The following is a 21,146-nucleotide window of genomic DNA, read 5'->3' as shown; positions in this document are numbered from 1 at the left end:
GAGGTCCGGGGCAGCGCCCCGGCGCGGCGCACCTGGAGGCGGCTCCGGAGACGCCTGACCAAAGAAGCGGCAAGCGCACGGCAGCTCTTCGACATCCTAATCGCGCGAACCTGGAGAGACTGGTCACCGTGGAAACAAATTCTGTCGTGCAATGGGGACGGCGGCGGCTGCTTTGCCTCCGCGCCCTGGCGGAGCAACACGCGCTCGTCCTTTGGCTCGCCTCCTGGCTGCTGCACACAGGCGGCTGCGCGAGGCAGGATCCCAAGGAAAAACCCTCGCTCCCGGCGGCCGCGGGAGAGAGCGCGGGCGCGCCTTCGGCCCCGGTGTCCGTCGAGGTCACAGACAATGGCCTGACGATGGCCTGGTCCGCGACGTTCGAAGACGGCGCGACGAACGCCGTCGGCGCGTGGCGGGTGGCCCGCGCGAGGCTCTCCGTGAAGGACGCTGCGACGGGCGCAGCGCAGGTCGGCCTCCGGCCCCGCGTATGGCTGTCCGCACGGAAAGAAGGGGGCACGGCGCTCGATCACGAGGCCTGCCGAAACCTCGTCGCGTCCTTCGCCGGGGGGCTGCTCTCCGCGCAGCCAGCCTCGGTCCTCGACGGATACCTCGTCCTCGCGCTCAACGAAGACCCGAGCCTCTCGATCATCGAGCCGCGCGTCGCCCTCGCGCGCACGAAGCTCCAGAGCCTCGTCGCCCTGCCCGGTCAGGCCGCGGACTGGGCCGCGGCGCCACAGGGCACCTCGGTCTTCGTGACGATCCCGGAGCGCGACCTGATCGCCGAGGTGGACGTGCTCCGCGGCCGCGTGCGCGGGAGCCAGGACGTCGGCGACCACCCGACACGAATCGTGCCCCGCGGCGATGCACGCTCGTTCTGGGTCGGAAATGATGGCGACGGGACCGTGAGCGTGATCGACGCGGACGCGCGGGCGAAACGGAAGACGTTGGGCTCGGGCGCAGGACATCAGGAGATCGTCTTCCTCGCGGGGGGGCGGCGCGCCTGGGTATCGGCGTCGGACAGCGAGACGATGAAGGTCTTCGACGCCGAGCACGGGGAGCTCCTCGCCGAGGTCAACGTGGGCCGAGGTGTCGTCGCCCTCGCGGGCAGCGACGAGGCAGCCATGATCCTCGCCGCGCGCGACCATGGCGAGCTCGTCGTCGTCGACGAGGCCAGCCGGGCCGTCACCAGGCGAATCCCCGTGGCCCGCGGCGGCGCGTCCGTCGCATTCGCGCCCGGCGGCAGGTTCGCCTGGCTGGCCCAGCGGGAGGCGGGCGTGGTGCACGTGTTCGATGCGTCCCAGGGCAAGATCGTGCAGACGACGAGGAGGCTGTCCCGCCCGGATCACGTCTCCTTCACGCGGAATTTCGTGTACGTGCGGGAGCTCGGGTCGAGCCACCTCTCCATGTTCGGGCTCGCGGGCGACCCGGCGAACGAGCCGCCGAAGCTCGTCCAGGTCGCCATGGGGCAAGCGGCGCCGGACGGGGACTTCGCGCCGAGCTTCGCGGCTCCGATGGCTCCCTTGCCCGAGGGGGGCGGAATGCTCGTCGCGCACCCCGTGGACCGCACACTTTATGGATACGCCGAGGGGATGATGGCGCCCATCGCGACGCACCCCGCCTACGGGCGCTCGCCGCGCGCCGTGCGAATCGTCGATCGTTCGCTCCACGAAATCGAACCGGGGGTCTATGAAGCGCCGTTCCGCATGGACGGCGGCGGCGTCCACGACGTGGCCGTGCAAATCGACGGACCCCGCAAGGTCACGGCTTGCCTCGAAGGGTCCCTCCCGGACGGGGAATCGCGCCCGGGCGAGGATGCATTCGGCATCGAGCCCCTCTTCGATCCCGGCGAAAAGCTCGTCGCGGGTCAGGCCACGACCCTCCGCTTCCGGCTGCGGGAGCCCATCGCCCCGCGCGCGCTCACGGCGCTCTTCACGCAGGATCCGACGGGATACGTATGGCGCGGCGTGCCGAAGGCCGAGGGGGATTCGGTCTATGCGATCACGGTGAAACCCTCCACGCCCGGCCGATATCGGCTGGTCGTGCGTCCGAACCAGAAGGCGGGGCCTTTGATGCGCCGCGCGACATGGACCCTGGGCGTCCGGGCAGGCGACGCCGAGGTTCTGCCCGCGAGCGAAGGGGGAAAGGGGGGTCGAAAGTGAAGCGGCTCCGGGTCGTCACCTTGCAGGTCTCGCTCGGGCTCCTGGCCGCGCTCGTCGCGGCGCCCGTGGTGGCCGAGGCGCCGCCGGCGTCGGGCGCGAAGGCCAACGAAGACGCGGCGGCGCGCTATTTCACCAATACGAAGCTCGTGGATCAGGACGGAAAGGTCCGCCATTTCCACGACGATCTCCTGCGGGGGAAAAAAGTGCTCATCAACGTCGCCTTCACGTCGTGCAAGGGCGCGTGTCCCGCCATGACGGCGAACCTCGCGAAGGTGCAGCGTCTCCTCGGCGCGCGAATGGGCAAGGAGATCCACATCATCACCGTCACGGCCGACCCGGAGAACGACACCCCGGCCGTGCTCAAGCAGTACGCCGATCGGCACGGAGCCACGGCCGGATGGTACTTCCTGACGGGCGCACCGGACGACGTGAACAAGGTGCTCGGCCGCATCGGGGGCCTCTTGCGCAAGCCCGAGGACCACGCGACGACCCTCTACGTCGGCAATCTCTCGACCGGCAACTGGGTGAAGACCCAGGCGACGGCGCGCCCCGAGGACATCGTCTATCTCGTCGACCACCTCGACGACCCCAAGCGATGAGCATGGCCCTTGCAACTCATCCGCTCCGGCACGCGCGCGCCCTGGTCCTCGTGGGCGCCGCCCTGTTCGCCGCGGGATGCGAGGGGGAAAGCAAGGGCGCGCCGCCCGTCCCGCTTCCGCCCCCGGGCGCCGACGTCCGCGTCGCGCCCCTCGCCAAGGTCGTCGTGCCAGACGTGGAGCTCGTCGATCAGGACGGGCAAACGGTGCTGCTGCGCGACGCCCTCGGGCCGGGCGCTTTTGCGATCCAGTTCGTCTTCACCACATGCACGACGATCTGCTCGCCGATGACGGCCGTCTTCGCGCGGCTCGCCCACGACCTCGGCGATTCGTTCGGAAACGATATACGTCTCGTATCGCTCACCCTCGATCCGGCCATCGACGGCCCCGAGGCATTGCGCCGTTACGCGGACCAATTCGGGCGGCGGGAGGGCTGGACGTTTCTCACGGGGAGGCCGGATCGTTTGTCGCGGGCCCTTCGCGCGCTCGGCGGCGATGCGAGGGTCAAGGAGGAGCATCGCCCGCTCACCGTGATCGGAGACGGCCAGGGCAAGTTTGTCCTCGTCGACGGGCTCGCCTCCCCCGCGCGCCTGCGCGCCGAGATCGCGGCGCTGCGTCATCCCGCAAAGAACACGGAGGCGCCGTGATCGAGCGCTGGGGGATGGGCGCTGTCGTGCTCATGGGCGCTTGTTTGCTCCTCGGAGGGAGCGAGAGCCGCCCCGAGGCGCCGCGCGACCGAGGCGCTTCGTGCGCGAGCCTCGGCCCCGCCGCGCGGCGCGGCAAGGCGCTCTATCACCAGGGCCGGGGCGCCGAGGGAGAGCCCCTCGTGGGGCTCGTCGGCGACGGCTCCGCCAGGCTCTCGGGGGCGAGCGCGGCGTGCGCGCGTTGCCATGGTTTCTCGGGGGAAGGGACCGAAGAGGGAGGCATCGCCGCGCCCGCGCTCACGCCCGAGAGCCTCTTCTCGCCCGATGCACGCACGGGCCGCCCCGGACACGACGAGGCGACGCTCCTCGCCGCGATCCGGGAAGGGCGCGTCGGCGCGCGGCGACTCGGTCCCGCCATGCCGAGGTTCACGCTCGATACGTCGGCCCTTGCGGATCTGCGAGCGTACCTCGCCTGCCTCGGTCACGAGCGCGAGCCGGGCGTCTCCGCGGGCGTGATCCGTGTCGGCGCAGCGTGGCCGATGTCGGGCCCAGCCAAGGCGCAAGGGGCGGCGATGGCCGCCGCCGCCGCCGACGTATTCGCGGAGATCGAGGCCGAGGGCGGGGTGTTTCGACGTCGCATCGAGCTCGTGCTCGAGGATTCGAATGGCCCCGGAGGCCCGCATGCAGCGGCAGCGCGCCTCGCCCGGCGCGAGGTCTTCGCCATGATGTCGAGCCCGATCGCGGCCGAGCCGCTCCGGGACGACGAGGGCGAGGAGATCCCCCATCTCGCGCCCCTCGGGCCGACGCCGCCGGACGCCGAGCGCGTCTTCCAGGTGCGACCCGGCCTCGATATGCTGGCGCAGATCGTGCTCGCGCACGCGGCCACGTCCCGGCGAACCCCCGCATTCCACGTGATCGCTCCCGACGACGCCGCGGGCAGGCTGCTCCGGGACGGACTCGCGCGCGGCCAGGCAACGCGGCGAGACCTGGCCGCGCCCTCCGCGTGGCTCTTCGTGCCAGGCTCCTTCGACGCGGCGGCGGCGGCCGCGGAGACGCGCGCGCGCGTGCCCGATGCCATTCTCTTCGGCGGGACCGCCGAGGAGCTCGGCGCGTTCGTCCGGGCGCTCTCCTCCGCGGACGAGGTGCCGATGTATGCCCCGTCCGCGATCCTCGGCGATGCGCCCGCCGCGCTCGATCCCCGCGCCGCGCGGCGGACGCTCTTCGTGCACGCGGGCCCCGTCGACGATCACGTCTCCGCCAGGGTCCGGGACCTCCGCGCCCGCCTGCAAGCGCGAGGCGCCCCGGCAGGGCGGATCGGGCTCGCGATATCGGCGGAGGTCGCCGCCCGGACCCTGATCGAAGGGCTCCGCCGCGCAGGGGGGCGTCCGACACGGCGAGCCTTCGTCGCGGCGCTCGAGACGCTGCGCGATTTCGAGGTCGGCCTCTCGGCGCCGCTCAGCTTCAGCCGCGGGAATCACGTCGGGGTGACGGGCGCATACGTCGTCCGCGTCGATCCGGTCGCGCGAGAGATCGTGCGGGTATCGGAATGGCTGACGGTCGCCCCCCACCGGTGATCTCGGGCCATCGCGCTTTTTTCGTAGGCATATCGAATCCATGTGATGGGGGTATACCGTGTCCAGACCTGGACCTTCTTTGTTGCGATGGTTGGCGTTCGTCCTCTTGTTGGCGTCGGGGTGCGGAGGGAGTGACCCCGACGAGTCACCGCCCGACGCGGGGACGGCAGGGGCAGACTCGCTCGCCGTCGTCGCTCCGCCGAGCGAGCCCTCCCCGAGCCCCCCCCACGGAGGCCGCACGATCGTCGCGCGCGTGGTCGCGCTCGATCAGGTGTACGTATACAACAGGTTTGGCGCGTTCAACCCCGACGGGATGATCTTCGCCCTCGAGCGGGACGTCGTCCCCATTGACGACGCGAAGCCGATCGGTCCGGGCAACGCCATGCTCGCGCCCGACAAGCGACCGAGGCCGCTCGTGCTTCGCGTCAACGTCGGGGACGAGCTCGTCGTTCATTTCAAGAACCTGCTCGCCCCCACGGTGGGCGACATCTCTCCCGACGCGGAGGTCCCCTTCCACGTGGGAGGCGACATCGGATCGGATTCGACCGCGACGAGGCGCGCGTCGTTCCACGTGAGCGGGCTCCAGGTCCTCGATCAGAAATCGCTGGCCGGGAACGTCGGGAAAAACGCGCCCGCCCTCGCGGCGCCGGGCCAGACCCGCACGTATCGGTTCCTCGCCGACCGTGAAGGCACGTTCCTCGCGCATAGCGGCGGGGCCATGACGGGCGGCGAGGGTCTCGGGGGGCAAATCGGTCTCGGGCTCTTCGGCGCGGTCCACGTCGAGCCGAAAAACGCGGTCTGGTATCGCTCGCAGGTCACGGGCAAGGAGCTCGCGGTCGCGGCGACGTACGACAAGGACCCGCTCTTGCCACCCCGGATCAATTACGACGCGACGTATCCCGATGGTACGCCCATCCTTCGTATCCTCGACGACCGAGACGGCGAGCTGGAGATCGTGCACAGCGATCTCTACGCCATCATCACCGGCTACACGAACACCGAAGCGGGGACCACGGTCTCCAAGGACCAGGGCCATTTCCGCGAGATGACGGTGCTCTTCCACGACGAGCTCAAGGCCGTGCAGGCGTTCCCCGAACTCGACGAGGACCCGAGCCTCCACGGCGTGCGCGACGGCTTCGGCATCAACTACGGCTCCGCGGGGCTGGGCGCGGAGCTGCTCGCCAACCGCGCCCGCCTCGGGCCCGCGGCCGATTGCGCCGAATGCAAGTTCGAAGAGTTTTTCCTCTCGTCGTGGGCGAACGGCGATCCGGCGATCCTCGTGTCGCGGGACGAGGAGGGGCGAGCGCTCGGAGCCCTCTTCCCGGAGGATCCCTCGAATGTCCACCACGCCTACCTCGGGGATCCGGTCCGCATCCGGAACCTGCACGCGGGGCCCAAGGAGACACACGTCTTCCACCTGCACGCCCACCAGTGGCTCCAGTCCCCGGGCCATGACGACGCCATGGCCCGCGACTCGCAGACGATCGGCCCCGGCGCGGCCTTCACCTACGACCTCCTGTTCGGGGGCGCAGGCAACCGCGTCCTCACGCCCGGCGACGCCATTTTCCATTGCCACCTCTATCCCCATTTCGCGCAAGGCATGTGGGCGTTGCTCCGCGTGCACGACGTCTTCGAGAACGGATCGCCGTCGCGGAGGCTGCCGGACGGAGAGATCCCGAGCGGCACCCCGACGCCCGCCCTCGTCCCCATCCCCGAGCGTGGAATGGCGCTCATGCCCACCTACGAGCCCACGCTGGTCGTCCAGGGGAACAAGAAGGTATGGCGCCCGGCGATGCCAGGGTATCCCTTCTACGTCCCCGCCGACGCGGGGCACAGGCCGCCGCAGCCGCCGCTCGACATCGTCTTCGACGGCGGCTTGCCCCGGCACAAGATCGACGCGGTCCCCGACAATGCGATCGTGCGGGGCAGCGGGGTCGCGCGGTTCGACGTGGAGATCCTCGAGGCGGACCTCGTGCTCCTGCCGCAGAATGGAACGGCCTCGGAGCAGGCGGCCATGGCCTTCCACGCCGGCACGTTCCCTGGCGGCAAGCCAACCGTAACACTTCACGGCTGGACCGGCGCGAGTTACCCCACCCGCACGCCGGCCGGTCAGGTCGCGCGTTTCTTCGTCAATGGCAGGCCGCCGGCGGTGGGCGCGCCGTTCGCCGACCCCTGCCCGAAAAACGTCCCGCTGCGCACGTTCCAATTCGCGTTCGTGGAAATCAACGGCCTGCTCAACGACAACTACTGGCACGACCCGCAGCTCCGGATGATGGTGCTCGAGCACGACCTGCCCGCGACCTACGCAGGGACGCGGCCCCCGGAGCCGCTGTACATGCGGGTGAACTCGAACGACTGCATTCATGCCGAGGCCACGAACCTGCTCCCCAAGGTGCTCGATGAGGACGATTTCCAAATCCGCACCCCCACGGACACCGTGGGCCAGCACATCCACCTCGTGCAATTCGACGTGATGAGCTCGGACGGAGGGGCGAACGGGTTCAATTACGAGGACGGTACGTTCGCCGCGGGGGAGGTCGAGGATCGCATCGCAGCGGCGAACGCGAGCGGCGGCGCCATCACACCCAAAGGAAACCGCGTCTTCCTCACCCCCAAGGCGCACCCGCGCATCCCCAAGGCCTTCGCCGCGCAGACGACGGCGCAGCGCCAGTGGGCGGCGCCGATCCTCGACGAGATCGGCCGGGATCGCACGAGCCGCACCGTCTTCACGCACGACCATTTGTCGCCGTCCTCGCACCAGCAGCACGGCCTCTATGGCGCGCTCGTCATCGAGCCCGAGGGCTCGACCTACCGCGATTCGAGGACGGGGCAAGCCTTCGGCACACGAAAGGACGGCGGGCCGACGAGCTTCCGCGCCGACATCACGAGGGGCGATGGCACGTCGTTCCGCGAGTTCAACATCGCCTTCGCGGACTTCGCGCTCGCCTACGACGCCTACGGCGAGCCCGTGAACCCGCCCGGGACCGTCGAGGCGCCGCTGCCGCTCGCGGTCACGCACGAGCCCTTCCCGCCGGAGGCCATCTCCGCCGCGGACCCGGGGACCATGCTGATCAATTACCGGAACGAGCCCATCCCGCTGCGCATCGGGAAGCCCGGCCCGGACGGCACGCTCGTGCAAAAAGACGGCCCGGTCGGGGAGATGCAGAATGTCTTCCGCTCGGATCTGCACGGCGAGCCCTCGACGCCGATCCTCGAAGCGTACCCCGAAGACGAGGTGCACATACGATTGATCCAAGGGGCCCACGAGGAGCAACACGTCTGGGCCCTGCACGGAAACAAGTGGCTCTACGAGTTCGCCGACCCGGAGAGCGGATACGCGAACAGCAATCCGATCGGGATCTCGGAGCACCTCGAATTCGTCATGCCCAGCAATCAATGGTCGACGAGCACGGGGGCGGACCTCGTCGATTACCTTTACGCGAGCACGCCGACGGACGACCTCTGGAACGGGATGTGGGGGCTCATGCGCTGCTATGGGGAGCGAAAGCCCTGGCTCCGGCCGCTGCCCGGATCTTCCTGGGCGGGCGTCCCCATAGGCAGCTCGTACTACGACACGGATGCGCGCATTTGCCCCGCGGGCGCGAAAGAGCGCGAATACCACGTCGTCGCCATCACCGCCGCGGACAACCTGCCGGACGGGCGGCTCACGTACAATGAAGACTTCGACCTCTACGATCCGGAGGCCATCCTCTTCGTGCGCGAGGAGCACCTCTCCGATCTCCGCCATGGGCTCCGGCGCCCCGAGCCGCTCATCCTGCGCGCGGCCGCGGGGGAGTGCATTCGCGTGACCTTGCGCAACGAGTTGCCCCATGTCCTGCCCCAGACGCCGCACTGGAACTACCACCCGCCGATCACGGACGGGTTCAACGTGAACCAGGTACGAAAATCGAATCACGTCTCGCTGCACCCGCAGCTCGTGACCTACGACGTGGCCGTCTCCGACGGCGCGAACGTCGGCCACAACCCCCCGCAGACCGTGGCTCCGGGAAAGGAGCACACGTACGTCTGGTACGCCGGCGATTGGCAGGGCAAAAAGCCCCGGCCCATCGAGTTCGGCGCGATCAACCTGCGCAACATGGCGGACGTCGTGCACGGCGGGGCCCACGGCGGCGTGGGCGCGCTCGTGATCGAGCCGGAGCTCGCCACCTGGGCGACCGATCCCGACACGGAAGCGCAAGCCACCGTGACGCACCCCGGCCTCGGGGGGGCGAAATCGTTCCGCGAGCACGTCCTCCTGCTCCAGGACGACGTGCCCATGCGGTCGGACGATCCTCGGTTCCGCTGCGAAGATGGGGATCTCAACTGCGGCAACGCGATCCGCAACCTCGGCGGCGAGGACGACGCCGAGGATACGGGGCACAAGGCGTGGAACTACGCCACCGAGCCGATCTGGGCGCGCCTCGGCCTCCGGCCCGAGACCGATTTCAATGCGTACAACGAGCACCAGCTCGGTGACATCCACAACTCGTACGTGTTCGGCGATCCGGCCACGCCGATCCTGCGGGCGAAGGCGGGGCAAGCCTTGCGGATCCGGCAGCTCCAGCCCTCCGGGCATGCGCGGCAGCACGCCTTCACGTTGTGGGGCCACGAATGGGGCTACCGCCCGTTCCTTCTCAACTCGACCGTGATCGGGCCGAACCCCGACTGGTTCGTGGTCTCCACGCAAGGCGGGGCCAGCGTCCAGACGGCGCACAACGTCTTGCCCCTTTACGGCGCCGGCGGGAAATTCGGCGTGGTCGGCGATTTCCTGTACCGCGACGAGGGCAGCTTCGGATACACGAACGGGTGCTGGGGGTTCCTCCGGGTCAGCCATTGAAGGGATGTCGGCCCGAGGACTTGACGGGGATCCACGTCCCGGGCAACCCGGGTGGGGGGCGGGGGAAGATCAGCCCGTGACCTTCGCGAACTTCTGCAGAAAGACCGCCAGGGAGACGGCCATGTTCTCGATCTCGGAGGGGTCGACGCTCTCGTTCGGCGCGTGGATCAACGCCTTCGGCTCCTCGACGCCGAAGAGCATGATCTCCGCCTTGGGGAAGGAGGTCTGGAAGACGTTGCAGAGCGGGATGGAGGCGCCCTGGCCCATGGCGACGACCTCTTTGCCGTAGGCGGCGCCCATGGCGGCGACCATTGCATTGTAGCCCGGCCCCGAGGTCGCCGTGCGGAATGGCTCGCCGCTCGCGGACGGGGTCAGGGTGACCCTCGCGTTCCAGGGCGCGACCGACTTCAAGTGAGCCATCAAGGCTTGCTGCGCCGCCTCCGCCGTGATGCCGGGCGGGATGCGCAGGCTGACGAGCGCCCGCGCGTGGCCCTGCACGGCCGGGGTGGCCTCGTCCACGGACGGGCAGTCGATTCCGCAGACGGTCACCGCGAGCCGCGCCCAGAGCATGTCCGACACGGTGCCGCTGCCGAGCAGATCCACGCCATCGAGGACACGCGCATCCGTGCGGAATTGATCCGGCGGGTATTGTTGCCCCGACCAGGTCATGCCGTTGTCGAGCCCGCGCACCGTGGTGTTGCCCTTGGCGTCGCGCAGGGTGGCCAGCATGGAGATGAGCGCGGCGAGGGCGTCGGGGGACGGTCCTCCGAATTGACCCGAATGCATGGGCCCCTCGAGGGTGTCGACGGCGACGATCACGTTGGCGACGCCGCGCAGCGACGTGGTCAGGGTCGGCGTCCCGTCCGCGAAATTGCCCGCGTCCCCCACCAGAATGGCGTCGGCTGCGAGCAGATCATGGTTGCTCGGGTCGGCGACGAAGTCCTCGAGCCCGCCGGTGCCCTGCTCCTCGGAGCCCTCGCCGACAATCTTGAGGTTGACCGGGAGGTTGTCGCCGAGCGCGCGGATGGCCGTGAGGTGCACTGCGATGTTGCCCTTGCAATCGGCCGCGCCACGCCCGTACCAGCGCCCGTCGTTCTGCGGGGTCAGCGTCCACGGATCGGTCTTCCACTCCGCCCTGTTCGGCACGGGCTGCACGTCGTGGTGGAAGTACAGGAGCACGGTGGGGGCGCCCGGGGGCCCCTTCTTGTAACCGGTCACCGTCTTGGATTTGTCGGAGGTGACGTGAACGGCAATATCGGTGAAGCCCGCCGCGGTGAAGGCCTTCGCCAGCCAGACGACCATCTTGTTGCAATCCGCGGGCGGATTGTCCGCGGGCGCGAACACCGATTCGTAAGAGACCATCTGGGCGAGATCGGCCTGGGCCTGGGCCATCAGCGCCTGGACCTTGGTACGGATGTCGTTGACGTCGTCGCTCATCGAAATTCTTCCTGCTGGGGGGTTTTCTGATCGGGCGTGGGACGGGGGTCGTCTACTGCAGCGAGCGTGCCAGTCGCCGCTCCACGGCTCGGCATTGGCAACCTCCTGAGATGAAACTGCCATTTCAGGCGGTCCGAGGGTCCGCAGTCTGACGCCAGACGGCTGGATGGGGAGCCGCGGGGTGTCCCTCATCAGGTGTACCTGTAACAGTGCATGTTACAGGGGGCGTGAGAGGGCTCCAGGGGCTAGCCCCCCGACATCATGGGCGCAGACAAGAAGCGCAGCGCAGGGTCCTTCGGCGTGATCTCGGCGCCTGCGCAAGCAGGCTCGGGACGGGGGCCGCTTGTGCCATAGCCGCAGCCCGTTCCGATGTTCGGAGCGTGATGGCCGTCCGAGGGAGGACGCCCTGCGCGTGCAATTCGAAGCGCTTGGTCGATCTCGTCCCGTCGCTCGCGCAGTTGTGCCTCGAAGGCGTCTGCGCGGTCGCGGAGCGCTACGGCGAGCTCTGGTTTGGCCTTCTGCGCGCGCAAGCGAAAGGCATGAATCAGGTCCGCAAAGGGCAGCTCGTCGCCCACGCGCGCTCTCGCACACGCGAGGCCCGCTGCCCAGGGGCCAAGCTCGGCCCCCTGGCGGCCTGCGACGCGCCACGCGACGGCTCGGAGGATGCTCGCACGAGAGTCGCTATTTGCGACGGCTTGCACGAGGATCGGATCGAAGCCGCTCACATCCAGCGCGCTCGGCAGGGCGCGGAGCGCTTCTTCGCGCACCTCGGTCGGAGGCTGCGCTCGGACCGAGAGCAGCGCGTTCACCGCGACGGCGGTGTCAAAGGAGCTGCCCCGCAAGGCGCTTCGCAGGCGCTCTTGGGCTTCCGGGAACCTCACCAGGAACCGCGCATAACGCGCGCGCATCCACGGCACACCAGGCGCATCCATGGCGGAAAGCGCGATCGCTTCGGGCGCCGTCCATGCGAGGGCTCGTTGTCCGAGCTCGGAGGTATGGGCGCAGCCGTGCTCTGTGGCGAATGCGACGCGTTGGGCGAGCGAGCGTGCTTCGTCTTCGTCGAGACCTTCGAGGCGGAAGCTCGCACTCGCCGTGGGGCCGCTGCTGCGGTCGTGTGGGTTTGTCGTGGGGATCGCGAGCTGGTATCGACCTGCGGGGAGCGCGGGCTCGGGGCCGCGCGAATCGAACTGCAGCGATAACGTGAGCACCGCGGACGCGCCCGGGTCGAGCGTCGCATAAGCGGCGACGTCCGTCACGACGTGGATCGGCATGCACCAAGCGCGCCCGTCGTCGCCCATGCGTCGCAGCGGCGAGCGGCAATCGCGTGCCCAATGCTGCTGTGCGTTCTCGATGCCGAGCTGGAGAGGCGCGGATGTGCGATTGGTGATTTTCCACCGAGCGACATCGCCTGCGACGAGCGGTTCGAGGCTGAGCGCAGGTTTCGCTTCGGCGTCTTTCGTGAGAGCAGGCGGGGAGGAGATGGGAGGCGCAGGGTCGACGGAGGCTTCAGGCGCTTTCGAGGCGGGAGGTGGCGTGGGCGCGCAAGAGGTGAGGAAGACGATGCAGGCGAAGGCGCGGCGCGAGAGCATTTGGGCAAGGACCGCTGAGAGCGGAAAGAGTTCCCGGGCCTGCCTCGGCGTGATGTTGCCTACGGATACAAGCGGGGCCGCGGGGGGATTTTTGCCGCCTTTCCGGGCGACGCCGGTTATCCTTCGCCAATGAACCGTCCCCGCGCAGGCTCGTTCGCCCCCGTTCTTTTTTTCCTCGCGGCTGCCTCGACCGCGTGCCTCGTGGGGTGCGGGGACGACGTGGTCTCGGCGCCCCCGGTGGAGGAGCCGCGCGTCTATGGCGAGTGGCTCAAGGTCGAGGTGCCCGGGACGGTGTGCGGCAACGGCAGCCAGTACAAGTTCTTCGTCAACTGGTCGGAGACGTCGAACGACCTCGCCGTCATGTTCGAGGGAGGCGGCGCGTGCTGGGACTACGATAGCTGTACGGGGAAGACGGGCATTCGCGGCGCCGCCAACCCCAACGGCATCGACGACGACCACATGGTCATCATGCAGCATGTCTTCCCGCTCCTGCGGCGCGACGAGGGGAACCCTGCGCGCGACTGGAACCTCGTGTACTTCCCTTATTGCACGGGCGACATCCATTCCGGCAACCGCGTAACGGATTACGTCGGCGCCCCCGGGGAGGGAGCGGTCGAGTTCCACCACAGCGGCCACCCGAACAACCTGCTCGTCACCGATTGGCTCGCGAAGCAATTCGAGCACATCCCGCGCCTGCTCGTCTCGGGTTGCAGCGCGGGCGGGGCGGGTTCGCTCGCCAATTATTACTTCTTGCGCAAGGGCCTCCCCGTCGGTCGAGGCTACATGCTCGACGACTCCGGCCCCATCTTCCCCAGCGCGGGTCCCTCGAAATACCTGCACGAGACGATCCGCGAGGCGTGGGACGTCGACTCCGTGTACCAGGACCTGCCCGTCGCCATCGAGCCCGGCGATCTCGGCAGCATCAACACGGCCCTCGCCGACGCGTTCCCCGACGATCGGCTGGGCATCACGTTCTTCCAGCGCGACATGGATTATTCGCTCTATTCGTACGAGCGTTTTTATCCCGGGCTCGAGAAGGAGGAGATCCTCGCGCTCTGGGCCGAGGACACGAAGCTCCTCACCGCGCAGTTCGACACACGCGAGAACCTCGCGTACTTCATTCCTTACTGGCGCGAGCGCAACAACTCCCATTGCGGCACGGTTTTCGATTACGTGGGGACGGAGATCCAGGAGGCCGGCGTCGACCTCGGGGATTTCGTGGATGTCTTGCTCGACGACGGACGCCCGCTGGAGAGCTACATCGAGAGCGTGCAGCCGAACGAAGACGTCGGGCCCTGAGAGCGTGATCCGGCGGGGGCGGGTCACTTCGCGAGGCAGGCGTCGAGCTCGGTCTTGCAGACGATCGCCGGGTCCTGGTTCGGGCCGGCTTTCTTGAGGAAACAACGCAAGGCGTCGGAGAGCTCTCGCGAGACCGCGGCGTCAGAGTTCGTCACGCAGGTCGTGATCTCCTGGCCCGCGCTGAGGGCCTCCTGCACGCAGGCGTACGACGCGGCGCACGTCGCCTTGCCATTACCCACCCACTCGGCACCGATGAAGTTCGGCTGGTCGGGGCCGGTGGCCTCGGCGCGGCAATGCGTCGTCGCCCAATCGGCCGGGTAATACGAGCCGATGAGCATGCACATCTCGTCCGTCGAGCGCGGGCCCTCGAAGACGTCCCTCGCCTCCGCGTTCGCGTAGTCACACCAGTAATCGAAGCGCTCGCCCGCCTTGACCTGGAGGCCCTCGCCCAAATCCTTGACGGTCACGTTCTCCCATTCGGTGCTCGTATAGAACGGATCCGCCTGCCCGACGATCGACGCGGCATAACCAACGCCGCGCGCGTGCATGTGCGATTGCACGTTCGCGATCGTGATGTCCGTGTGCACCGGGCACCGCATGCGCGCGCGGCCCTCGGCCTGCGCCCCGACGTGGATGAAAGGGTTGTAGAGGAAGAGGATGTCGCCCTCCGTCTTCACCTCGGCCTCGGGGATCGCGTAGAGGTTCACCCGGACCTCAGGCACGATGACGTTCATCGAGGCGTTGATGTAATGCGCATTCATGAGGAGCACGGCGCCCGGGCGCACCTTCATGGCCACGCCCTCGGGGAAGCGCAGCATGGAGTCGCCGTCGGCGTTTTGCGAGCCGGCGACGAGCTTCTCCACGTCCCAGCCATCGGTCGCACCGTCGGAGCAGTCGAACACGCCGCTCGTGTCGACGACCGTCCCGTCCTCTTTCTGGGTCGGGATGTCGTCGTAGCTCGTCTGGAAGAGCAGGAAGTGGTGGCTCCCCTTCGAGTAGCGCACCTCGTCACGGTTGATGAAGAGCCCCTCCGCGGGCGCCTTCACGAACATACAATGCTCGCCCTCGGTGCCGGGGTCGAGCTTCGTGACCATCTTGAACTGCACGCCCTTGCCCGCTTCCGGGGGCGCGAGCAGCTCCTGCCCAGGCTGCCCGGGTTGCGGGGGCTCCGAGCCGCCACAGCCCACGAGGGCCGGCAGGGCGAGGGTGAGGGACGGGATGGCGGTCTTGAAGAAGAAGTTGCGAAGATTCATGGCTTTCCGTGTGAGTGACCGGTGGTCTCCCGGGTGGCGAAGAATGGTTGCCGAGAGGACGCTCGCCCTCTGTGCCCGGTCGCGGGAAAACGTTCATCGGTTTTCCAGGGAGCGGCCGCGCGGTGTCACGCGCCGGAGACATTGTCACGTTGCCGTGACAGCCCTCTGTCATGCGCACGTACCAGTCCTCCCGGAGAGGCGTGGGATCCGCGTCTGGCGCGTACGCACCGGCGGCACCGAGGTCTCTGTCCGCAACGCACGGGCGTCGGCACGTAGCTTGCTGGAAAACGCGTAGGCACATCACGTCCTATCCGCTCCTCTGGAGGACAATGTAATGCACCGGACGCGCAAACTGAATGCGGCAACGGTTGGGCTCTTTCTGCTGCCCGGCGTCATGACATGGTCATGCTCGCAGGACACGCAGCCCCCAAATGAATCGACTTCCCCGGCCGAGAACATCGCTTCGGCGCAGCAGGCCGCGGGCATCCCCTCCATCCTCGCGCACAACTACGAAGATCTGGGCCCGTGGTTGTCGGCGACCCATTGCGGGATGCAATTCGCGGATCGACTGAACTCGGAGCACGAGAAGGGGTGTATCGCGGCCGTCGTCCATGGAACCCGGATCGTCGCCATCGGCGCGTCGGGGTTGGCGTACAAGGACCGCTCGTTCTGGAATGCGCCCGGCGCTCCTGCGACCAAGGACATGGAGATCAGCGACGCGTTTCAGCTCGGATCCATCTCCAAGGTGTACACCGTCCTCGGGCTGTCGAAGCTCATCGAATCGGCCCCGACGATCAATGGCCACACGCTCACCTGGGAGTCGACCCTCGCCGACGCGATGCCGTGGGTGAACCTCAACACGCCGGAATGGAACTTTCGCAAGCTGAAGAAGCTCAAGCACCTGGTCTCCCACAGAGCAGGGTACTGCCGAGATCCAGATCGTTCGGACGATGGGTATTGCTCGACGAAGGGAGCCGCATGTACAGCAGGAAACCAGGCCACCGTTTGTGACAGCGGATCGTGTGGCACCGGCGGCACGTGCGAGATGAAGGTCTGCGAGGCGGACGACGAATGCGGCATCGGAACCTGCGTGATCCCTCTCCCAGGAAAGAAATACCCCACACCGGACGCAAGCTACTGGAAGCCGCTCACGCCTGCCCAGATGCGGCAAGAGGTCGCGTTGTTTTACAACGACAGGACGAATGGCGACCCCAATTGCCCGATTCCCGTCATCGTCGACTACAACGACGGGGACGACGACAACGACACGTCTTACTCGAACACCGGCCTCTTCCTGGTCGCGGCGGTCATCGACTATTGGTCTCAGACCAGCCTCGAGAACTACATCCAAACCGCGCAGCCCTGGGGGCCGAGCGTGTCCAACACCTTCCTTGGATACCCGGCGAGCCTGGACCGAGACTCGACGCTGTTCACCGGTACCGCGGCTGAAAAGGCGACGTGGATTCCGAATCTGTTCCAGGAGACGCACGCGCGGATCTATTCGAAGAACTACGCCATCGAGAACGGCTACAACGCATATGCGGTCAATAGCTGGGCCTCCCCCGGCTGGGTCCCGCCCGCGCCGCAGGGCTCTTACGCCGTCACCGCGGATGACGCAGCGAGGTTCTTGACGCGCATGAACCGCGAGCTTTCGCCGGAAATCAAGCGGATGACGCGGGACCCGGCGTTCTTCTCGCCCACGGGCCGGAACTTGACGTTGGATCGACGGGACACGACCAGCCTGAGCTTCGTCCAGAACCGAACCTTTCTACAACACAACGGCAAGCTGTACGGATCGACGTGGTATCAGTTCGTGCCCGAGGCCGACATCGCTTATATCGCCTTCGTGCACAACACGGGCGACGATGGCGGCGCGGTCGGCAAGGTCCTCGCCGACCTGAAGCAGCGCTACCCGTTCAAGAACAACCTCGGGGTATGCGGTGGTCCGGTTGTCGCGTGCAACGCGAACGCGGAGTGCGACAGCGGCACATGCGATAACGGCCTGTGCACCGAGCTGCGGTGTGACAGGCATGCAGACTGTCCCCTCACGGGAAGCTGCGAGAGCACGTCCGAGCTCGGGGTCTCCCACGGGTGCACGGACGAAAACGGCGGCGGCGTCTTGAATGTCCAGCGTTTCTACACGAACCAGACCCAGACGCTCAGCTCGACGAAGATGTTCGGCTGCTCCGGCGCGGTGACCTGGCAAAACCGCGCGGACCTCTGCGCGCCTGGGTTCCATGTCTGCGACGCAAGCGAATACGTGGCTCTGAATACGGACAACGAGCGCCCCCTCTACAACTACTGGACGGACGACAACCTCGGATATCGGGGAGTAGCCGCGGGCGGAATGCCGCCGTCCGGCAATTGTACCGTTGGCACAGGCTCGGCCTACATTCAGTGCCCGACCGGCAAGGGGCCGATGCGCGTCACGACGGACAACACGACCGACGCGCTCGGCAGACAGGTGGACATCATTCAATGTGGGCTCGGCGGGAGCGTACAGAACAAGTGGTTCGGAGGCTGCGGCACAGCCACGACCAACAGGGCGGGCACCCTCTGCTGCGGCGACATCGCTTCCTTGCCGTGGTCGCCGGAGGAGCCTCCGCCTGGGCCGCCGGTCGACTGCCCGCCCGAGGGCTGTGGCACCGTCGAGGGCGGGTTGTGCGCGACCGTCAAGCAGTCGCCGCCCCTCTCGGCGACGGATGAGTATTGGCACCCGGACGGCAATTTTGCGCAGAACAAATATTGCCTGGACGACTATCCCGATACAGGCATCGAGCGCGTGTGCGTCGCGTATGGCACCAATCCCAACGAACACGTCGGCATTTGCCGCACGTGCACGAACGAGACGAAGTGGCCGGGCTGCGAGTGCGATCCGAACCACGTGGATTCGTGCGGCGCGCAAAGCCCCGAGCTCATGTGCATCCCGACGACGGGCTACAACAGCAACGGGCTAGGTACGTACGGGTCGGGCAAGTGCGTCCTGGTGAACGAGGCTTTGCCTTCGTGGGACTGCCAGGCCGACTGTACGATGATTTATGGCAACACGGGCGTTTGCTATCACCGCGAAGAAGGTGGCCTGTATGCGATGTGCGTCGACGCGCTCGACGGCCCCGACGGCATCACATGCGCGACGATGGGGACGGTTTGGAACGGCACCCAGTGCGAGAACGAATGCATCTTGCCCGGTGACTGCCAACTGAGGGGGTACCCGATCGAGTTCGAATGCAACGTAGAAGGCCGCTGCGTTCTGTAAAAGGGAGCCTTCCGGGTCCAAGGCGCTCATTCGCCGCCCCACATCTCCTGGAGCGCCTTCCCGTACGCGGCCGCGGAAGCGCCATCAAAGTCGGCGCTCAGCAGCAACACGATATTGTCTCGCCGTGAAGCGCTGCCGATACCCTTGCTCCCACGAAGTTCCGTGTGCGCCGTCGACGCCGTCGACGCATCGTCGAACTGGAGGATACACGCCCATCCCGCGGCGCTGGCCGTGTCACCGTCGAAGCGGCGCACATTGCGAGGATGTGCGCCGCCCACGGGGCAGTCCCCTGGGCCAGGCTCCCGCGCCCCGCGCGTCGGCAGGCCGTAGGCGCGAAACTCGCCAACGACCTCGTCCGCGGTCCACGCCGATTTGGCACAGGAGGGAACCAAGAGGAGCGCGATGAGCAGGCCTGTGCGAACCATCAGGACGGCCGATCGTAGCGGATCCCAGCTCCGCAGTACATACCATCGGTCGAGGGCTCGAACGCTTGGCTCCCGCATCAAAAACACCTGATCCACGCGCGCTGGCTCGCCGCCACGGATTCATGGGATCCGGTTTCGTGACGTCCTCTCGAGGGCACGCGGAGGGGACGAGCCCCATGCGGTAGCCCGCGAAGCGCGGGGAGCCTCAGGGCAAGAAACGGGCGCTCCACATGGGTTTGCCCTATGCGCCCGTGCGAGCAGGTGCCCCGATCGTTGCGTCATCGCACCGCGATATCCTCGAACGTCGTCCTCGCGGCGTTGGCCTCTTCGCTCAGGTTGAGGAGGACCGGCAATGTTTCTTGTTGCCAATCTTCGTTCGCGCCGCGGCGAACGGTGACGGGTGCGCCGGGGACACCGAGGTAAACCGCGTCCACGATATCCATGATGACGTAGAAACAATTGTCGTTGGCGAACCGCATCCGCGTGAAGTCCATCCGGATCGACGCGAAGACGCGCTCGGGTAGGATCCGGCCGAGCTCTTCAAGGAAGCTCCACAGGTGACGATAAGGATTGTCGACCCGAAGGACGCCCTCGAACGTCAGCACGAGACGATCCTCGTCATCGCGAGCAGCCACCACCTCGAAGACAGAGAGTTCGTCAGCCATCACCGCGCCGCGCGCCAAGATCTTCATCGGCCCCCAGCGTACAGGATGCGCTACGGTCTCCGCCATGTCCGTCGGCCTGAGCCACCACGACGACGGCCCTCCCGGCGCGCGCCCTCCCCGTGCCCCCTCTCGCTTCCGTGGGCGAGCAGCCACAGCGCGAGCGGCGCCCACGCGAGCGCGAGCGCGTCGTTCGCGTAGAGCAGATCCGCATGGCCGAAGTCCTCGACCTCGCGCGAGGCCGGCGCACCACGTGCGTGGTCACGTCCGTGGAGGCCACCCGCGCGGTCGTGTATATCCATACGCGGACTTTGTGGGAGGCTATCCTGGCCGCTCGAAGGAGGTGCCAATGCAGAACGAACGCGTGGGCAAGGTGCAGACGGTTCTGGGGTTGATCGAGCCGGAGCAGATGGGGACGACCCTGATGCACGAGCACTTGCTCATCGACATGCGCTGCCGTTACTTGCCGCCCGAGGGTGATCCTTCGCTCGGCGAGCTGCCTTATGCCATCGAGCGGCGCATGGATATCCTCTCGGATCCCGCGGGCAACCGCGACAACGTCATGCTGCTCGACGAGCAGGAGGCCATCGCGGAGATCCTCGAGTTCAAAAAGGCCGGCGGAGGAACGGTCGTCGACACAACCACCCTCGGGATCGGCCGCGATCCGTGGGCGCTCGCGCGCATCGCCGAGACCACGGGGCTGCATGTCACGATGGGCGCAGGTTACTACGCCGCGGTCTCTCACCCGTCCGACATGGATGCGTTGAGCGAGGGCGAGATCTACGAGCAGATCGTGCGCGAGGTGAATGAGGGGGTCGACGGCACGGGCATCAAGTGTGGTCACATCGGCGAAATCGGCGTCGACGCGATGACCCCCAACGAAATGAAGGTGGTGCGCGCCGCCGCCCGCGCCCAGGGCGCCACGGGCGCCATGCTGAACATCCACCAGATCTACATGGTCCTCAAGCGCCAGGGGCACGCCATCGCGGACGCCATCGAGGCCGCGGGAGGCGATCTGAGCCGCACGGTCTTCAGTCACATGGACGGGAGCGAGGAGGACCTCGATTATCAGACCAGCCTGATCCGACGCGGCGTCACCATTGAATACGACGTGTTCGGCATGGAGTCCTACTGGGCGCGCATCGACATGCAAATGCCACAGGACGACACGCGGATCCGGGCGGTCAAGCACCTCTTCGACGCGGGCCACGGCGACCAGGTGCTGGTCGCCCAGGACATCTGCATGAAGATGATGCTAGAGGGTCGCGGCGGCTGGGGGTATGGTCACCTTCTCAAGCGGGTCGTGCCGCGCTTCCGCAAGGTGGGCTTGACCGACGCCGAGCTGCGCAAGCTGCTCATCGACAACCCCCGCCGCTTGCTTCCCTTCACGAAGCCAAAGGCGTGAAGACGGGGGGGGG

Annotated in this window: 13 protein-coding genes; 8 read left to right on the top strand and 5 right to left on the bottom strand. The window is 67.4% G+C overall.

What is annotated here, in order from left to right; genetic code table 11:
- Positions 1-128 precede the first annotated feature (128 nt).
- From E8A74_RS43680 to E8A74_RS43660, 5 genes are all read left to right on the top strand, one after another.
- Positions 129-2,156 carry a YncE family protein gene (locus E8A74_RS43680; protein WP_136935084.1) on the top strand — a complete coding sequence of 676 codons (2,028 nt, stop codon included), beginning with the start codon at positions 129-131 and terminating at the stop codon, positions 2,154-2,156.
- On the top strand, positions 2,153-2,755 hold the full coding sequence (locus E8A74_RS43675; protein WP_232380011.1) for an SCO family protein: 603 nt from the start codon (positions 2,153-2,155) through the stop codon (positions 2,753-2,755). Before E8A74_RS43680 ends, E8A74_RS43675 begins: the two co-directional genes overlap by 4 nt.
- 2 nt (positions 2,756-2,757) lie before the next feature.
- Positions 2,758-3,399, top strand: a complete 642-nt coding sequence (locus tag E8A74_RS43670; protein ID WP_136935108.1) for an SCO family protein — start codon at positions 2,758-2,760, stop codon at positions 3,397-3,399.
- Positions 3,396-4,970 carry a cytochrome c/ABC transporter substrate-binding protein gene (locus E8A74_RS43665; RefSeq protein WP_136935082.1) on the top strand — a complete coding sequence of 525 codons (1,575 nt, stop codon included), beginning with the start codon at positions 3,396-3,398 and terminating at the stop codon, positions 4,968-4,970. Before E8A74_RS43670 ends, E8A74_RS43665 begins: the two co-directional genes overlap by 4 nt.
- Positions 4,971-5,052: 82 nt before the next feature.
- Complete coding sequence (locus E8A74_RS43660) at positions 5,053-9,807, top strand: multicopper oxidase domain-containing protein (protein WP_232380010.1); 4,755 nt, start codon at positions 5,053-5,055, stop codon at positions 9,805-9,807.
- A gap of 69 nt (positions 9,808-9,876) precedes the next feature.
- On the opposite strand, the gene E8A74_RS43655 is transcribed toward E8A74_RS43660, so the two are convergent.
- Positions 9,877-11,244 (bottom strand): dipeptidase, encoded by a 1,368-nt coding sequence (locus tag E8A74_RS43655; RefSeq protein ID WP_136935081.1) that lies wholly within the window; start codon positions 11,242-11,244, stop codon positions 9,877-9,879.
- 245 nt (positions 11,245-11,489) lie between these two features.
- Complete coding sequence (locus E8A74_RS43650; RefSeq protein WP_136935080.1) at positions 11,490-12,515, bottom strand: hypothetical protein; 1,026 nt, start codon at positions 12,513-12,515, stop codon at positions 11,490-11,492.
- A gap of 447 nt (positions 12,516-12,962) precedes the next feature.
- On the opposite strand from E8A74_RS43650, the gene E8A74_RS43645 reads away from it, so the two are divergent.
- Positions 12,963-14,132 (top strand): pectin acetylesterase-family hydrolase, encoded by a 1,170-nt coding sequence (locus E8A74_RS43645; RefSeq protein WP_136935079.1) that lies wholly within the window; start codon positions 12,963-12,965, stop codon positions 14,130-14,132.
- Between the two features lie 23 nt (positions 14,133-14,155).
- On the opposite strand, the gene E8A74_RS43640 is transcribed toward E8A74_RS43645, so the two are convergent.
- Entirely contained in the window at positions 14,156-15,385 is a 1,230-nt protein-coding gene (locus E8A74_RS43640) for a monooxygenase (RefSeq protein WP_136935078.1), read from the bottom strand.
- A 394-nt stretch (positions 15,386-15,779) separates the two neighbouring features.
- Between E8A74_RS43640 and E8A74_RS43635 the strand changes: the two genes are divergently transcribed.
- On the top strand, positions 15,780-18,641 hold the full coding sequence (locus E8A74_RS43635) for a serine hydrolase (protein WP_170229832.1): 2,862 nt from the start codon (positions 15,780-15,782) through the stop codon (positions 18,639-18,641).
- A gap of 26 nt (positions 18,642-18,667) precedes the next feature.
- Here E8A74_RS43635 and E8A74_RS43630 read toward each other — a convergent pair whose 3' ends face one another.
- Positions 18,668-19,066: a hypothetical protein gene (locus E8A74_RS43630; RefSeq protein WP_136935076.1), complete on the bottom strand. Its 399-nt coding sequence runs from the start codon at positions 19,064-19,066 to the stop codon at positions 18,668-18,670.
- 278 nt (positions 19,067-19,344) lie between these two features.
- A complete protein-coding gene (locus E8A74_RS43625; RefSeq protein WP_136935075.1) occupies positions 19,345-19,758 on the bottom strand; it encodes a hypothetical protein in 414 nt (137 codons plus the stop codon).
- Positions 19,759-20,077: 319 nt separating this feature from the next.
- On the opposite strand from E8A74_RS43625, the gene E8A74_RS43620 reads away from it, so the two are divergent.
- Complete coding sequence (locus tag E8A74_RS43620) at positions 20,078-21,133, top strand: phosphotriesterase family protein (protein ID WP_136935074.1); 1,056 nt, start codon at positions 20,078-20,080, stop codon at positions 21,131-21,133.
- Positions 21,134-21,146: the final 13 nt, after the last annotated feature.

The organism is Polyangium fumosum, assembly GCF_005144585.1.
In the GTDB taxonomy this organism is placed as follows: Bacteria; Myxococcota_A; Polyangia; order Polyangiales; family Polyangiaceae; genus Polyangium; species Polyangium fumosum.
Note: the sequence above shows the minus strand (reverse complement) of the source record. Positions and strands in the feature narration are given on the sequence as shown.

Coding starts and splice junctions, on each gene's coding strand:
- E8A74_RS43670 (WP_136935108.1), top strand. CDS start 2,758: ATGGCCCTTGCAACTCATCCGCTCCGGCACGCGCGCGCCCTGGTCCTC.
- E8A74_RS43655 (WP_136935081.1), bottom strand. CDS start 11,244: ATGAGCGACGACGTCAACGACATCCGTACCAAGGTCCAGGCGCTGATG.
- E8A74_RS43650 (WP_136935080.1), bottom strand. CDS start 12,515: ATGCCGATCCACGTCGTGACGGACGTCGCCGCTTATGCGACGCTCGAC.
- E8A74_RS43645 (WP_136935079.1), top strand. CDS start 12,963: ATGAACCGTCCCCGCGCAGGCTCGTTCGCCCCCGTTCTTTTTTTCCTC.
- E8A74_RS43640 (WP_136935078.1), bottom strand. CDS start 15,385: ATGAATCTTCGCAACTTCTTCTTCAAGACCGCCATCCCGTCCCTCACC.
- E8A74_RS43635 (WP_170229832.1), top strand. CDS start 15,780: ATGACATGGTCATGCTCGCAGGACACGCAGCCCCCAAATGAATCGACT.
- E8A74_RS43630 (WP_136935076.1), bottom strand. CDS start 19,066: ATGGTTCGCACAGGCCTGCTCATCGCGCTCCTCTTGGTTCCCTCCTGT.
- E8A74_RS43625 (WP_136935075.1), bottom strand. CDS start 19,758: ATGAAGATCTTGGCGCGCGGCGCGGTGATGGCTGACGAACTCTCTGTC.
- E8A74_RS43620 (WP_136935074.1), top strand. CDS start 20,078: ATGCAGAACGAACGCGTGGGCAAGGTGCAGACGGTTCTGGGGTTGATC.